Origin of the sequence: Gluconobacter wancherniae NBRC 103581, from assembly GCF_007988885.1 — a bacterium.
Taxonomy (GTDB): domain Bacteria; phylum Pseudomonadota; class Alphaproteobacteria; order Acetobacterales; family Acetobacteraceae; genus Gluconobacter; species Gluconobacter wancherniae.
Genome location: NZ_BJUZ01000001.1, coordinates 128,670 through 144,816, shown reverse-complemented (window position 1 = coordinate 144,816; position 16,147 = coordinate 128,670). Strand labels below are relative to the sequence as shown.

The window sequence follows — 16,147 nt, the reverse complement described above, 5'->3', positions numbered from 1 at the left end:
TTCTCTTTCCGAATGTTCGATACGCTCGTATACGAACCCAAGATGTTCGCTTTAGAACATGGTGACAGGAGAAAATTATGTCATCGATTCGAGAGATTTCGACCCCGGCCGAAGCAGCGACGCCCTATGACCTTCTGGTCGTTGGCGGCGGTATCAACGGCTGCGGTATTGCCCGCGACTGCGTCGGACGAGGTGCGAGCGTACTCCTCGTGGAACAGGACGACCTGGCCAGCCATACATCATCGGCCAGCACGAAGCTTATCCACGGCGGATTGCGCTACCTCGAATATTATGAATTCCGGCTCGTCCGCGAAGCGCTGATCGAGCGTGAACGCCTGCTGAAGATTGCCCCGCACATCATCTGGCCCATGCGGTTCGTGTTGCCGCATTCCAAAATGCTGCGCCCAGCCTGGTTGCTGCGCACGGGGCTGTTTCTGTACGATCATTTGTGCACGCACATGACGCTGCCCAAGACACGCGCTCTCAATCTGCGCACGGACATTACCGGCAAGCCACTGAGATCCGAATATGTTCGCGGGTTCGAATATTCAGACGGCTGGGTTCAGGACAGCCGTCTGGTGGTACTGAACGCCATGGACGCGGCCCGCCGCGGTGCGGATGTTCGGACGCGCACGCGACTGGTCAAAGCTGAGCGTGGCCCCAATTTCTGGACTGCCACCATCCAGAACAAAGACACTGGCGCCACGCAGACGATCAAGGCGCGGGCAATCGTCAATGCCGCTGGCCCCTGGGTTGCGGAACTGCTCCACGATCGCCTGAAGGTGACAAGTCAGAACCGCGTTCGTCTTGTGAAGGGAAGCCATATCGTGGTGCCCCGCATGTTCGAAAGCAAACAGGCTTACATCCTGCAAAACCCGGACAAGCGGATCGTCTTTGCCATCCCTTACGAACATGACTTCACACTCATTGGCACCACTGATGTGCCTTGGGAAAAAGACGCAGGCGAAGTGAGCATCTCCCCTGAGGAGATCAACTACCTGTGCGAGAGTGTAAACCGCTACTTCAAGCAGGGCATTTCACCGGATGACGTTGTCTGGAGCTATGCGGGTGTGCGCCCGCTATATGACGACAACTCCGGAAATGCGTCTGCCGTAACGCGTGATTATGTTCTGGATGTAGACGCGACTGCAGCGCCCATCCTGTCTGTGTTCGGCGGAAAGATCACAACGTTCCGCAAACTGGCAGAGCATGCCATCGAGAAACTGGCGCCTCATGTCAGCATTCTGAAGGCACCAGAATGGACGGCAGATGCGGCCCTTCCTGGCGGCGGCTTCGCACCATCGGAGTTCGATGCGCAGGTCAGCCGCCTCCGGACGTACGCGCCTCATCTGACGCAGGACAATGCTTGGCGCCTCATGCGGAATTACGGTCTGTGCGCCTTCGAAATCGCAACACCATCAGCGGGCGAAATGGGCCAGATGTTCGGCAAAGGTCTGAGCGCGCGCGAAGTGGACTATCTGATCGAACGTGAATGGGCACGATCGGCACAGGACATTCTGTGGCGCCGTTCCAAACTTGGACTCTTCATCGACGACGCAGGACAGGCCGCCCTTCAGACATATGTCGAAGATCGTCTGCACGCGGCAAAGTCACCCGTATTCGAGGACCGCTCAGGCTGGCAGCAGAACGTCGCCTGAGCACTCTCTTCCCGAAACTTCTCATGGCGGACAAAGGTCATGTCAGAGACTAAACGCTACATTGGTGAACTCATTTCAGAGTTCTTCGCAGTCGCCATCATCATCCTCTTTGGAGATGGTGTGGCTGCCATGTATTCCCTGTACGATCCCAGCCCGTACAAAACGGCCTATTGGGGCGTGTGTATCGTCTGGGGTTTGGGCGTTACCATCGCAATCTATGCGACTGGCGCCATCAGCGGCACGCATGCCAATCCGGCTGTGACGCTCGCCCTCGCGATGTTCCGCGGATTTTCGTGGAAAAAAGTTTTGCCCTACATGGGAGCCCAGGTTCTGGGCGGCCTCGCTGGAGCCGCACTCGTCTACTCGCTGTATGTGCCAGTCATCGACCATTACAATGCAATACATGGCCTGAGCCGTGCCATTGATGGCGGCTCTTCGGGTGTATTCTTCACGCATCCGGGAGACTTCGTTACGGTTTCACATGCTTTCTGGGACGAGCTAGTCCTCACGGCAGTGCTGGTTTTCGGTATTTTCGCGATTACCTGCCAGTACAATACACAGGCACCACAGGCCAACTCCAGTGCGCTCATTATCGGCCTTCTGGTGGCAGCGATCGGTGCATCCTGTGGTTACCTCGATGCATGGGCCATCAATCCTGCCCGTGACTTCGGTCCTCGTGTGTTCTGCTTCCTGGCAGGCTGGGGACAGGCCGCAATCCCTGCTCCCTCGGGTTACTGGTGGGTTCCGATCGTGGCTCCGTTGATCGGTGGCCCCATTGGTGCAGCCGTCTATCACTACGGCCTCCGCCCGTTCATGCCGAATGTTGTACCCCAGCAGATCGCCCCGATGACTGATGGGATCAATCTGGCCGAACCCGTCCTGGTCGTTTCCAACCCTGATACGTCCACCATTACCCATCACGCCTCCTGATCCCACCGTTGCTGGAGTAAGAACCATGACCACAAGAGACTGCATCCTCGCCATCGACCAGGGCACTACCTCGACGCGCAGCATCGTCTTCGACAGCACGACCAAGATGCTCTCCATCGCTCGTCGCGAGTTTCCCCAATACTATCCGGAGCCAGGATGGGTGGAGCATGACGCCGAGGAAATCTGGAAAGATGTGCTTGATACGGCCCGCGAGGCTCTGGCAGACGCTGGCGGGACATCGCGTGTTGCAGGCATTGGCATCACCAACCAGCGCGAGACAACCGTCATCTGGGAGCGCTCGACCGGCAAGCCGATCCATCGCGCGATCGTCTGGCAGGATCGTCGCACGGCTCAGGTTTGCAATCGCCTGAAGCAGGAAGGTGCAGAGCCCTTGGTCCGTTCGCGGACCGGCCTGATGCTGGACCCGTATTTCTCGGGCAGCAAGATCGCATGGATTCTAGACAACGTGCCCGGCGCACGGACCCGTGCCGAGGCTGGTGAACTGGCAGCAGGCACGATCGACAGCTTTCTGCTGTGGCGCCTGACCGGTGGCCGCGTGCATGCAACAGACATTACCAATGCCTGCCGGACAGCACTGTTCAACATCCATACACAGCAGTGGGATGCAGATCTGCTGAACACCTTCAATGTGCCAGAAAAGCTTCTCCCCGAAGTATGTGACAACAGCACGCGCTTTGGCGAGACGGACCGTGAGTTGTTCGGAGAACCTCTCATCATTGGCGGCATGGCTGGAGACCAGCACGCGGCGATGATCGGTCAGGCATGCTTCGAAGAAGGCATGGCCAAATCGACCTATGGCACCGGCTGCTTTATGCTGCTCAACACTGGCGACAAGCCCATCATGTCGCAGAACCGCCTGCTGACCACGATTGGCTACCGGATCAACAACAAGACGACCTACGCTCTTGAAGGATCGATCTTCGTCGCCGGTGCAGGCATCAAATGGCTGCGTGACGGACTGCACCTGATCACTCATGCCTCCCAGACAGATGACATGGCGACACGCATTCCAGACAGCCACGGCGTCTACATGGTGCCGGGTTTCGTGGGCCTTGGCGCTCCTCACTGGGACCCTGATGCACGCGGACTGATCTGTGGACTGACGCTGGGCTCAACACAGGCACACATTGCCCGCGCCGCACTGGAATCCGTTGCATTCCAGACCTACGATCTGGCGCATGCCATGCGCGAAGACGGCGCAATGCGTGCCAAGACCCTGCGTATCGACGGTGGGATGGCAGCCAATGACTGGTTCGCACAGTTCCTGTCCAGCATGCTGAAGGCAGATGTGGAGCGCCCAACCAACCTGGAAACCACGGCACTGGGCGCTGCATTCCTGGCCGGACTATCAACTGGCGTATGGAACAGTCTGGAAGAAGTCGCCGCAACCTGGAAACAGGAGCACATCTTCTCCCCGAAAATGGACCCGGCACAGCGACGCGTCATGCTCGACGGTTGGCACGACGCAGTGCGTCGCACCCTGACGCCTCGCCCAGCGGAAGCCACTGTGACACCACCCGCAACCGTCTCGGCCATCAAGGCGGCCTGATCCGCACATAAAATCATGACCGACAAGGCTGCCCGCATTACTGGGCAGCCTTTTTTATAACCTGCAGCTTATTGCTTTTCGATATTATCGAAAAGCAATAATAAACCTCTCATGATCCATCAGGGGAGTTATCAAACAATGCCGCGGAAAAGCTTTCAGTTCAGAGCGTCCTTCGGGGCCACCCTGTTATTGTGCACCTGCCTCGAACTGAACGCGGCATTCTAGGCGATGCCGATCGGTGTGGATCTGGATGCCGTTCTCCGTGCGCGGGGCATGTCGCTCACCGAACTCTCAGAAAGAGTCGGCCTGACACTTGCGAACCTCTCCATACTCAAAACCGGAAAAGCAAAGGCGATCCGGTTCTCGACGCTGGACGCGATATGCAGGGCACTTTCCTGCCAGCCCGCAGATTTACTACACTTCGAGCCTGACAAAGACTAAGGCCCATAACAGGAAAAACCCCGAACGCTATGCGCTCAGGGCCCTTCATCAGACTGTTAAGACATTTCCCGCAGCCAAAAAACTTAAAGCTCAGAATCTCTGCGAAATACCCGTCAGGATTGTCCGGCGCAGGCCATACTGAGGTGCACCGACGCCAATACCGCTGCCATCACGAAGTTCGTAACGGCGGTCAAACAGATTGGTAACGTCCAGACGAACCTGAGTGCGCTTGAGGAATGGAATCTGGAACAGATCCTTGAAGGACTGCACCAGCGAGAGGTTGAACGTCACATATTGAGGTACGGAAGCGCCATTCGGTGTCGCACCGTCCGAGCGCAGTCCACTACCATAAACCATTGTTGCGGAGAGGCGCATAGGATGACCCGTACGATGGAAAACCGTGTAGCTTCCACCTGCTGAAGCCGTCCAGCGCTGGTCATGGTCAAGATGTATCCAGTGCTTTTTGATATACGCCAGATCATCCGGATCGAAGTTCCACTGAGCGGTCGTAATATCTTTGCCAATGGCGCGGGACCAGGCGAAATTGCCATAAATGCTCAGCGGGCCACGCGTGTAGTCCGTGGCAAACTCATATCCGTGCACCTGACCACGACGGTAATTGAACACTGACAGCAGGACCGGCGATCCAAATTGCCCTTCGTCGATCATATTGTGAGCGAGCTTCATGTATCCATCAACCGAGGCATGCCAGCCTGGCAGGATCTCCTGCGAGAAACCCATATCGAAATAATGATCCCGCTCAGCCTTCACCGTGTTGTTCTGGAATGTTCCAGGCGCAGCAGACGTGTTGGCGAATTTGTTGAGCGATGCGCCACCAATCAGCTCAAACGGTGGGGGCGTGAAATAGCGCGAATATCCAGCGTGGAACGTCCCGCCATGCCATGGCTTGTAAACGATATTGATCCGCGGGCTGACCTGCTTGGAATGGGTATATTCATCCACACCATCGAAGCGTAGACCGTAATTGATGGTCAGGTTGCGGATCGGGTGCCACTCATCCTGTGCGTAGAGGCCATACATCCAGCCTGTACGACCACTTCCATCGTGGATGCTCATCGGGCTGTCAGCAAAAACAGCGTCCCCAGCATCATCTACGCCCGTCTGCGGGTAAACGGTGGAATCCGTTTTGGAAATCATGCGCTCGACGTAAATCTGATAGCCGAAACGAACAGTATGGTTCTTCGCCGCATGCCAGGTGGCATCCGTCTGGTTGCCCGTTGAGAATACTGATCGCGCTGCCTGCTGTGCAATGCCGTTATAAACCAGATCGCCCAGAAGATCGGGAGAATAGCGTAGTGAACTATAGCGAAGAACGGCAGAGCTCTGCACGCTCAAAGTTCCGATTTCCTTCTGCAGCGACAGGATACCGAAATCCGTGATCTCCTTCTGGTGCTCGTTCAGCGATGCGCTATCCACACTGCCATATACGTTCTGGGCCAGCGAACTGCCCAGAAAGTCCGGATTGGCAAACTGGCGCTGCTGGCCCGGATTGTTCGGCAACTGGTATTCAGCGTTCGAAACACCGGCCGTGAAGCTAATCCGTGTATTCTCGTCCGCGGTGTAACGTGCATGGCCAAGAAAATGATACTGGTTACTCAAATCATGGATGGCATTAAAACTTGGTGTTGGGTTCTCAATGCCCACGCGGTTATGGACGTAATCCGCCGTACCGAACCAGTCCCATTTACCGTGATGCCCACCATATTGCAGCGATGGGAACATATAGTCGCGCGCACCACCATAAATAGAGACGTCTCCACCTGCATCGGAGTAACCGTTCTTGGTGTTGATATCGATCACACCAGCCTGCAGAAAGCCATATTCGCTGGGTAGCGCACCCGTTGTGAGGGATAGAGAGTGGGCAAAGCGCGTCATCAGCGCCTGCCCGAACACACTCATTCCCTCTGGCAGGGCAACGCCATCCAGACGAAACTGGACCTCGTTATGGTCTCCACGCACATGGATCTGGCCATAACTGTCCTGCGCCACGCCCGGCGCCTGTAAAAGCAGGCTGGTCAGCGGTGCGTTGTCACCACCCGGGTTGGTCTCGATGTCCTGCCGTGAAAAGCGATAGGTTGTTGCACCCGTCGCAGGCTGAAGCGCGGCACGTGCCTGCTCCAGACGCGCATTAACGATCACATGATCTGCACCCGGAACGCTCGCTTCGGTTACAGTCGTTGTCGTACGGGTATTCTTGTCAGTGCTCGTGAACGCAGAGCGGCTGGAAGGCGCTGTTGTGTCCGCGGTATCGGTCCTCGCGCTCTGCGCGAAAGCAGGGCCGGCAAGAGCGGTGGTGCACCCCAGCAGCAGCAGAAATGAACGGGCGGACAGGAAGGATGGCATGCAGACCCCGAAATAGGAGGAATGTGGTCGGAAACAGTTCGTTTCGCCCTTTAATATGATACGTTATAACATATCAATAGAGAAAAACGACCCGGAGACCCTCTGTGTGCTTGCCCCCGCCCCAGTGTTGCATATAACCCGCAGTAAGGCTGGAGACGCACTCTGGCACCACTCAGAAACAGGCGGAATTTCGCCATCCCTACCGGAAGCAGTTACGTAGCCATGTCGTTCCGCAAGGTTTTATTTTCTGGTGCAGTCCTTTTCGGATGCAGCCACGCCTTCGCCGCGGGCTCCGCAACCCATCACCGCACGCACACGCATCAGCCACCAGCGCACACAAAAAATGAGCGTCTTCAAACCCCAACGACACGCCCTCATGCTCTGCAAAGCGGCAGACCGGAAAACATCGAAGTCGCGGGACGTCGCTCAGACTTCATGTTTCAATCCGCCCAGCATCTACCCGATGCAGACACACGACTGACAGCCGAGCGCCTGATCCAGCGCGGTGTCGTTACACTGCGCGATATAGAGCGCGTTGCGCCGAACCTGACGATCCAGTCCATCAATGGCACTGCATCCACCAACATGTATCTGCGCGGTGACGGCTTCAACGACTTCACGCAAAGCAACATGGCGCCGGTCGTCACTTATTTTGATGACGTCCCTTTTGCTTACTCTACAATGGCCAGTGGCCTGATGTTCGATCTGGCTGATGCGACCGTCACACCCGGCCCTGTGGGAACGACCCACGGCCAGTCCACCACGGGCGGCGAAGTACGTCTTCAAACGGCGGACCCGACAGATACATGGCATTACGGTGCCAGCGAAGATATCGCATCATATGCCCGCAGCCGAAGCGAGGCTTATGTTTCAGGCCCGATTGCAAAAAATCTCGACTTCCGTCTGGCAGGCCAGACACGTCAGGGCGGTGGCTGGCAAACAGACCCGCTCAACGGCAGTCATCTCGGTGATGCAAATTCCTGGGCGTTGCGCGGAAAGCTACGCTGGCGCCCGGACAGCCGGACGACAATTATGCTCGGTGGGCATTTTGTACAAGATGATAGTGAAGTCGTTACTGCAGTGCCGGTCAAAAGGCTGATCGGAACCCAACCCCTGCCATCTCTGGGCTGGGGCCAGGCTGAATGGTCTTCTCGCCCGCAATTTGCAGACCTCATAGGCCGGAAACGTGGCATCAAGCCTAGTGAACACAATCAGTTCTGGGGCTGGGATCTTCATATAGACCACGATTTCGGCATTGCGAAAATCACGTCCATTACGGCCTTCGAAACAGAGCGTGAAGGCGAATATACCGATCAGGATGGTACAGCCGCAGCGCAGGCCGACACATACCGAACCGTCGATGCCAACGTATTCACACAGGAATTGCGCCTGTCCTCATCAAGGCCTAACGACCGTCTGCAATGGGTCGTCGGGGCATTCTATCAGCGTAGCCGGATGAACCAGCGTTTCTTTTTCGACTATACGGACTACACCCCCGCACGCGGCTATATGATGGCGACTTCCTTCGGGATGAACCAGGAAAGCACCTCCGAATTCGGCCATGTCAGCTATCGCTTGCCACATCACCTGACGCTATTCGGCGGCCTTCTCCATGAACTGGATGACCGTGGGATTACCGGCCTTCAGTCCCAGATTTTTGGTCGCGGCACGACAACTTTCCATAGGGAGAGTACAGCGGCGAACCAGTTCGCAGGCCAGGTTGGAATTTCATGGCAGATGACACCCGGCACACTGCTCTATTACAAGATGAGCAAAGGCTTTAAGCCAGGCGGCTTTACAGCCAACAATACCCAGATTCAGGCCCAACTCCTCCCATTCGCACCAGAAACGGTCCTAACTTACGAGACCGGCTTTAAGAGCGACATCATTGCAAACAAACTGCGGATCAATGCGGCTGCGTTCTATAATGATTTTCACAATCAGCAGATCCTCGGGACCATCCTAATTCCGAATTTTGGCCCTCTCAGCCAGCTTACAAACGCCCCAAAATCCGAAAGCTGGGGCTTTGAGGGGACCATTGAGGCACACCCGATCAAACATGTGTTCATCACACAAAATCTGGGCTGGCAGCGCGGTAATTTTCAAAACTTCCCAACTGTAAACCGTGCAGCCACAAACGCCTATTATGCACGTACGGGTCACTGGAAAGCCATTAATGACAATTTTGCCGGCGTTGATAACGGGCAACCAAAGCTGACGCTCAATGGCCAGGCGGAATGGCGCCAGTCTCTCACAAACCAGCTTGGCCTCGATTTCGGACCGGACTGGACCTATCGCGGAAGCCAGTCCATCACGCCCGGCGGCACAGGATTCTATCGCCTTCCGCCTTACTTTCTTCTAGGTGCGCATGTAAGTCTCAGACCAACGTCCGGTCACTGGGAAGCGACACTCTATGCTTCAAATATTCTGAACCGCCAGTACTTCGAAAGCAGCGGACAAGCCACGACAACCTATTTTTATATTCCCGGTGCACCCCGATTCATCGGCGGACGTGTTTCCTGCGGCTTCTAATTCCAGAGCTGCAGGGCACTCGTGTCACGTCACGTGAGTGTGACTACAACAACCTGATTATCAGGCGCTATTGTCCGCGCCCAAGGCATTTTTTCTAGGGCCCTTCTTCACGGGGAACCTCCGGATAGATTGCCCATTAAGTGCAAGGCCGGATTTGAGATCCGGGACAGGGCGCACCTCGCCCAGCGTGCATCATCAGGATCATCAGGTATGTCGGATCAAACCGGAAACTTCGCCGGAAAAGTCATTCTCATCACGGGCGGGACAGGCAATATCGGCCTGGCGACAGCCTCACGGCTGGCAGGCATGGGTGCTGCTATCGCGTTGCTTGATCTGGATGAAGGCCGCCTTGCAGAAGCCTGCAAAGGCCTTGGGACACAAGACACGCTTGCGAAAGGCTATGTTTGCAACGTGACGTCTGTGGAGGACGTTCACAAAACGATCAATGCCATCATAAGTGATTTCGGGAAGATAGACTTCCTGTTCAATAATGCCGGATATCAGGGTTCCTTTGCACCGCTGCATACTTACCCTGAAGATGATTTTGCCCGCGTCATGCAGATCAATGTCTGTGGTGCGTTCAATGTCATGAAGGCTGTTTCCGAGCACATGGTGTCCCGTCGTTTTGGGCGTATCGTCAATACAGCGAGCATGGCCGGTGTTCAGGGTCCACCCAATATGGCGGCATATGCAGCCTCCAAATTCGCCATTGTAGGACTGACGCAGACAGCCTCCAAGGATCTCGCACCATACAACATCCGTGTAAACGCCATCAGCCCCGCCTTCATGGGACCAGGCTTCATGTGGGACCGTCAGGTTGAACTTCAGGCAAGCGCGGGTAGTCAGTATTTCTCCACTGATCCTGAAGAAGTCAGCCGCCAGATGATCAACAGCGTGCCTATGCGCCGATATGGAGACATCAACGAAATTCCTGGCGTTGTTGCTTTCCTGCTCGGCGAGGATTCCAGCTACATGACCGGCGTAAATCTACCGATCGCAGGTGGTATTCTTTAAGTCAGATGCTCAATGCGGGGCAGGTTTGACAGCAGCCTGCCCGTTTCTCAGATACGCCCCCGCAAGCGGGCAATAACCTTGCGAAGCGGCCCTGCCTTTCGCCAGATCCACCTTATCGGGCGTACCAGCGCGTTTATCAGCCCAAAGAGGCGAGATATCTGCACTTCAAGATGCCACAACTGTTTTTCAATTTTTTCAAGACGATAACGACTCTCATGCTGAAAATCAGAGAGCTGTGCTGCCAGCGCATCTGCATTGTGGCGTATAATCGTTTCCTGCAAAATATCCATGCGCTCATTGATGATCTGCTTCAGATGAAAGGCCTGCTGATGCAGCCCTTCTGCTTCATCGTTAACGCGTTTGGTCAATGTCTGGGTTAAGGCAAAGAGATGCGGTTCTGCAGCAAAACATTCCCGTAGCAGGCGATTTCGGAGTAATATGTTCTGAAGATCGTGGGCATCATTATGGTCAACAGTTGTGTTGCTATAGGCGGAAAAAGTTCCTGCGACCCGTTGATGATAAAATGCAAGTTTTCTACTGACGAACCCAATATCTCCGTGTTTCATAAGACGCAGATTGTATTCCCAGTCCCCCAACACAGGTAATGTTGCGTCAAACATCCCCACGGTTTTCAGCACACAGCTTCTGAAAAGGAGGCAAATGGGGGGAAACAGATTACCGAAAATCATACGTCCGAAATCTGCCGTTGAGTGCTTCCCCCATACCTGACGATCAATCTGACGAACCTGATCGTTTTCGATAATTTCGCGGATCACAACACATCCCGTAGTGACCGCCAGATAATGACTGTTTTCAGGCACATTCAGAAATGAAACGGCCGCACTCAAAAATTCAGGATGCCAGCTATCATCATCGTCATGGATGATGAAAAAATCTTCCGTTACCAGCGCGAGCGCCGAGTTGGATGCAGCTTCCATACCTTGGCTGGTTTCGTGATGAATGACAGTCAGGCGTCCTGCAAAAACAGGACGGTATGCCAGAAGAATGCCCTCCAGAGCTTCCGGGTCCCCTCCGTCATTAACGAGATAAAGGTGCCAGTTCTGATGTTTCTGCGACAGAACACTTGCCAGAGCGCGGGGCAGAAGGAGGGGGCGATCTTTGGTTCTGGTAACAATGGCGACGCTGGATCCACACACGGTATCTTCAGGCTCGTTGCTCGTCATGGGATGATGGGTCACTGCAATTGTCCGAGTGTTCTGGAGTCAACATGCGCGAACTGCTCCCGCGCCGTATGGAGAAATTTTGCACGAGTTTCTCCGCTTAGGCGGGATAACAGCGCAAGAGCAGAGGCCAATGGCCACGAACGATATTTCATATCCCATTCCGCTTCCTCGAGGTTTTCCACCCAAAGTTCTTCCAGAATGGGAACATGCACAGCATGTGAGAAATCTGAGCAATGCAAAATAGAGCCCAGAATTTCCATTTCACCTCTACCCGGAGACAGAGAAAGGCGTGCCAGAGCAGCCATCGCTGGAGCGACTTCGATCATCTCTGGCGTAAGGGCTTCACAACGCCCCTGCCCGTACACACGCTCCAAAACTTCCAACGTAGCCTTTTGAAAAGGAGCAATGAGACGTTGATGCGTGTCCTGCTCCGTACCATCACCGGCCACACAGGCCACCATGCGTCCGTGTTCAGAACGATACCCCGTAGTGGTTCCCTCTGGAGCAGCGAAGAGGTTTTCCAAAAGGTCCACTGCATTGCGAACTGCGTATTGTTCGGGGTCATGAATGAAATCGCTTCCAAATGCTCCTTCCATCCAACCTGCTGAAGGACGGTTTTTCTGGGCATCGTTCCACAAGCCGCAATAAAACCCGAATATACGGACCTGACACCCGGCATGGCGTAGGATACGCGCAATCGAAGACTGTAACGTTCCATTCCACCCGACGTCGACAAGCCCGACAGCACCTTCATGAAGCCCCTCCTGCTTAAGGTATTGGACTGCATTATCAAGATCCCCGCGCAAAATCTGATAGACGTCGCCAGAGTTACGCTGGAAAAGAGCTTTGAGGTTCCAGACATCGTCCGACACCAGTACATGCTCGTGAGACCCGAATATCTGGTGCGCCTCTTCCATCAACGGCGAGATACCGGATAGGCCACTGCGCTCAATAACGTGGCGGACCGTATATCCTGCACAACGATCAGCCAGAACATCGAGAGCATTCTGCCCCAGTTGAGCCGCAGAAGACGTCACAGCGGCGGCGCCAAGGTTCAGGGAACGGCGCGATACGTAAAGGTAAGACGTTGTAATGCCAGTGCGCTTACCGAAGTCCGCACACTCCCAGGTCGCATGCGGCAACCACCCATCTCGCGCACAGAAAAAGAGATGCCGTAGACCAAGCTCTTCCGCGCGTCGGGCTATCCACTTGGTATACCCTCCAACGACGACTGCCCCCCATGAACGGCCTAACGCACTCATGAGCGCGGCGTCCGTGCGTAGGCTTAAGGTGGTTCGTCCGAGTTGGGTGCTTCGAGCCTGAAGGGAAAACGGAAGGATATCAGGCGTGAGTGGACCGCCGGATCTCGGATACGAACAAACACGGGTAAAAGGATGGGGCTTTATCCCGCATGCGGCGGGACTGTCCCTGTCGCTGTGAGGATTGTCACCAATATGAAGAATACGAGACCAGGCTTCGACATGCTGACGTAGCACCGTCCATTGGGCACCCGAAGATTTCGTACATTGCGTTTCAGACGATACCAACAGAGGCAAGGCATCTGAATAACCACATATGCCAAGAAGGTGACGGACTGCTTCATGCGGCAGATACATGTCCGAGACGAACACCACCTTACACGCAGCAGCCTCAGCAATCCTGACTGCCGCCAGAATTTCTGGAACAGGGATCGTCAGTTGCGCCTCACATTCGACCTCAATCTTTGCAATCTCTTCAGAATATTTTTTAGAAACCGGGAAAAGCAAGGCCAACTCAGCAAGCACCTTAGAAAGCGTTACCTCATCCTGACCCAGATCCCGCGCCTTGATGCGTGCGCCGCGTTCAGCCTGCTCTCTGAATGCGGCAAACCCACAAAATCTGGTCCCATATTTTTCAACAAGAACAAGTTCTACAAGAGCGAAAACGTCTACTGGAGTTTCAACAAGCCGCGTTATCGCAGTATCAAAGACATCAATACTGACAACATCAATTCCTCCAAGCGACATCTTATAAGATTCAATCCACTCATCATCTATCCGCCACTTCCCAAGAATTTCATGGCGAAGAGAATCAGTGATTTCAGCAAGCATTTTCACTGACAGTTTTGCTTCTTTTGAAGTGAGGATACGAGCCATAAGAGCGCCTGAAATACCTTTTATTGAGATCAGTCTTACAGGGTCTGGCTGAATAAATAAGCCCTTTCAAGACACAGCCGACGCAGAACCTCCAAGATCGAGCCGACTACAGTTTGTGCCATAAAGGCTTGAAAAATCAACGTAGATATATTTTGCAATAATATTCAAACTTTACCAAAGATGAACCGTAACGCATTCGCACTGGTTTGACATACCCATAAATATTTGGGCTTTTATTCGAATGAAAAATTGATGTTCTCATCAATTCTAATTTTTCAGCCGTTTTAAGGAGCATGTTCTCATGAGCGAAACCCCAGCCGGTGCTGTGGCCGACCGCATGTCGGGCCTCTTCATGCAGGTGGTCATCGCTACAATCCTGGGATTACTTGTCGGTATCTATACGCCGTCATTTGCTCCTGACATTGCCTGGACAACAGCCCTTTTTCTCCGATTAATCATCATGGCGGTCGGCCCCCTGATGTTCTGCATCATCACAATGGGGATTGTCGGAGCAGGCTCCCTGAAAACCGTAGGGCGTCTGGGCGGAAAGGCACTACTTTATTTTGAAGCCATGACAACGGCTACACTCGTTATGGCTGTTGGAACCGCAATGCTTCTTGGCGTTGGAAAGGGTCTGTCGTTCACACCAACAGCCGAAGACGCCCGGATGGTCGCCGCATACAACACTAACGCACATCTTTTACACGATGGCGGCATCAGCGGCTTTCTGCTGTCATTAATTCCTAAAACTCCGATTTCTGCTTTTACGGATGGAAACATTCTACAGATTCTATTCTTCGCAATCCTAACCGGCTGCTGTCTGTCTCAGATTGGACCTGCAGGCGCTCCAGTCGTACAGTTGATAGATAGTGTCTCAACACTTTTCTCAAGAATGATGCGGTTCATCATTCGTTTCGCTCCTCTGGGTGTATTTGGAGCCGTGGCAACCACAACGGCACGCTATGGCCTGGGCACGATCTTTCATCTTGCTGGTTTCGTAGCCCTTTATTACTTTCTGATCGCAGTATTCATCATTTTCTTTCTGGGCACTTTCCTGAAGCTCTCAGGTGTAAATCCCATACATTTTGCACGTTATTTCCGTGAAGAAATAGCCATTGTGCTAACCACAACCACATCAGATGCAGTGCTTCCCAGTCTTATGGAAAAGCTGGAACAAATGGGCGTGGAGCGTGACGTTGTAGGACTTGTCGTGCCAGCAGGATATTCGTTCAATCTGGATGCTCTTTCAATCTACCTTGGGCTGGCACTTATCTTTCTGGCGAACGCAACCGGCACGCATCTGAGCATTGGCCAGATCGCCGTCATGCTGGTGACCGCCCTTTTCACCTCAAAGGGTGCTCATGGTGTGCCGGGCGTTGCCATCGTGGTGCTCGCTGCAACACTGGCCTCAATTCCATCCATCCCTGTTGCAAGCCTCGTGATGCTGTTGGCAGTGGACTGGTTTATCGGAATTGCCCGGGCCATTGGTAATTTTGCTGGAAATTGCGTTGCACCAGTCGTAATCGGTACCTGGGAAAATCGCATTGATCGTGAACGTCTTAAACAGACCTTGTCCATACACTGATCGTTTTACTCGCTCCATACCCCAGAAAAGGAACATTTAACGCGTAATAATCAGACTGTAGTCAAATTGGTATCAAACATCATTATATGGCAAATTTTTTGTATATCCCGGATGTTTTCATCGACATCAATCGGGTCCGGCCAGAAAATATCCATAGCGCGAAAATGAATGAGTCCTAATAACATATCCAAAATACTGCTCGGGTGATGACGAAAACCTCGCTCACCCCGCTCTGCTGCGCGTTTTAGAAAAATTTTCATCGTCTCATGTGCTGGCACTACGCTGACTTCACGCAGAAGCTCACCCATCTCCAGATTATGGACCGCTTCTCCAATCAATGTTCCATATGATTTTCCAAGTGGCGTATTAAGAAATCTCACACGCGCATCAATCAGGGCATCTACATCGCTGACAAGACTGCCAGTATCAATATCCGGAGCCATCATGGGACGCAGAAGGCGCAGAGCATCAAAGAACATTTCCTGCTTTGTGGACCAACGCCGATATACGGTCGCGGTAGACACACCAGAACGTCGCGCCACCCGGCTTATAGTGAGTTCCTGATACCCGTTTTCCGCAAGAACATCATAAATGGCACTCAATATGGTATCTTTGAGCAGTTGATTAATCGGGCGCCCTGGAGCACGACGCAGCGTCTCAACCAGCTTAGGCTGTTTATCATCACTAGCCAGAGAATACGCGACCTGAGACACAATTGATCCTCTTAGACAGGA

At 53.8% G+C, this 16,147-nt stretch carries 11 protein-coding genes; 7 read left to right on the top strand and 4 right to left on the bottom strand.

Annotated features, from left to right (window positions below; translation table 11 throughout):
- Window positions 1-77: 77 nt before the first annotated feature.
- The 4 genes from glpD to GWA01_RS00630 all read left to right on the top strand — a co-directional run bounded on the left by glpD (window position 78) and on the right by GWA01_RS00630 (window position 4,599).
- Window positions 78-1,658: a glycerol-3-phosphate dehydrogenase gene (glpD, locus tag GWA01_RS00645; protein WP_146793025.1), complete on the top strand. Its 1,581-nt coding sequence runs from the start codon at window positions 78-80 to the stop codon at window positions 1,656-1,658.
- 39 nt (window positions 1,659-1,697) lie between these two features.
- On the top strand, window positions 1,698-2,588 hold the full coding sequence (locus tag GWA01_RS00640; protein ID WP_146793023.1) for an MIP/aquaporin family protein: 891 nt from the start codon (window positions 1,698-1,700) through the stop codon (window positions 2,586-2,588).
- Between the two features lie 25 nt (window positions 2,589-2,613).
- The gene (glpK, locus tag GWA01_RS00635) at window positions 2,614-4,158 is read left to right on the top strand and encodes a glycerol kinase GlpK (RefSeq protein WP_146793021.1); all 1,545 of its coding nucleotides are present in this window, start codon (window positions 2,614-2,616) and stop codon (window positions 4,156-4,158) included.
- A gap of 228 nt (window positions 4,159-4,386) precedes the next feature.
- Complete coding sequence (locus GWA01_RS00630; RefSeq protein ID WP_146793019.1) at window positions 4,387-4,599, top strand: helix-turn-helix domain-containing protein; 213 nt, start codon at window positions 4,387-4,389, stop codon at window positions 4,597-4,599.
- A 90-nt stretch (window positions 4,600-4,689) separates the two neighbouring features.
- Here GWA01_RS00630 and GWA01_RS00625 read toward each other — a convergent pair whose 3' ends face one another.
- Window positions 4,690-6,963, bottom strand: a complete 2,274-nt coding sequence (locus GWA01_RS00625) for a TonB-dependent receptor (RefSeq protein WP_146793016.1) — start codon at window positions 6,961-6,963, stop codon at window positions 4,690-4,692.
- Window positions 6,964-7,185: 222 nt separating this feature from the next.
- On the opposite strand from GWA01_RS00625, the gene GWA01_RS00620 reads away from it, so the two are divergent.
- On the top strand, window positions 7,186-9,495 hold the full coding sequence (locus GWA01_RS00620; RefSeq protein ID WP_146793014.1) for a TonB-dependent receptor: 2,310 nt from the start codon (window positions 7,186-7,188) through the stop codon (window positions 9,493-9,495).
- 210 nt (window positions 9,496-9,705) lie between these two features.
- Window positions 9,706-10,509 (top strand): SDR family NAD(P)-dependent oxidoreductase, encoded by an 804-nt coding sequence (locus GWA01_RS00615; RefSeq protein ID WP_146793012.1) that lies wholly within the window; start codon window positions 9,706-9,708, stop codon window positions 10,507-10,509.
- 47 nt (window positions 10,510-10,556) lie between these two features.
- On the opposite strand, the gene GWA01_RS00610 is transcribed toward GWA01_RS00615, so the two are convergent.
- Both GWA01_RS00610 and GWA01_RS00605 read right to left on the bottom strand, forming a co-directional pair.
- Window positions 10,557-11,708 (bottom strand): glycosyltransferase, encoded by a 1,152-nt coding sequence (locus tag GWA01_RS00610; RefSeq protein WP_146793010.1) that lies wholly within the window; start codon window positions 11,706-11,708, stop codon window positions 10,557-10,559.
- Window positions 11,705-13,828, bottom strand: a complete 2,124-nt coding sequence (locus GWA01_RS00605) for a hypothetical protein (protein ID WP_146793008.1) — start codon at window positions 13,826-13,828, stop codon at window positions 11,705-11,707. The genes GWA01_RS00610 and GWA01_RS00605 overlap by 4 nt, the downstream gene beginning before the upstream one ends.
- Window positions 13,829-14,129: 301 nt before the next feature.
- Here GWA01_RS00605 and GWA01_RS00600 point away from each other — a divergent pair, with 301 nt between their 5' ends.
- Window positions 14,130-15,413 (top strand): cation:dicarboxylate symporter family transporter, encoded by a 1,284-nt coding sequence (locus tag GWA01_RS00600; RefSeq protein WP_228118252.1) that lies wholly within the window; start codon window positions 14,130-14,132, stop codon window positions 15,411-15,413.
- A 50-nt stretch (window positions 15,414-15,463) separates the two neighbouring features.
- Here GWA01_RS00600 and GWA01_RS00595 read toward each other — a convergent pair whose 3' ends face one another.
- Window positions 15,464-16,126: a TetR/AcrR family transcriptional regulator gene (locus GWA01_RS00595; protein ID WP_186819412.1), complete on the bottom strand. Its 663-nt coding sequence runs from the start codon at window positions 16,124-16,126 to the stop codon at window positions 15,464-15,466.
- Window positions 16,127-16,147: the final 21 nt, after the last annotated feature.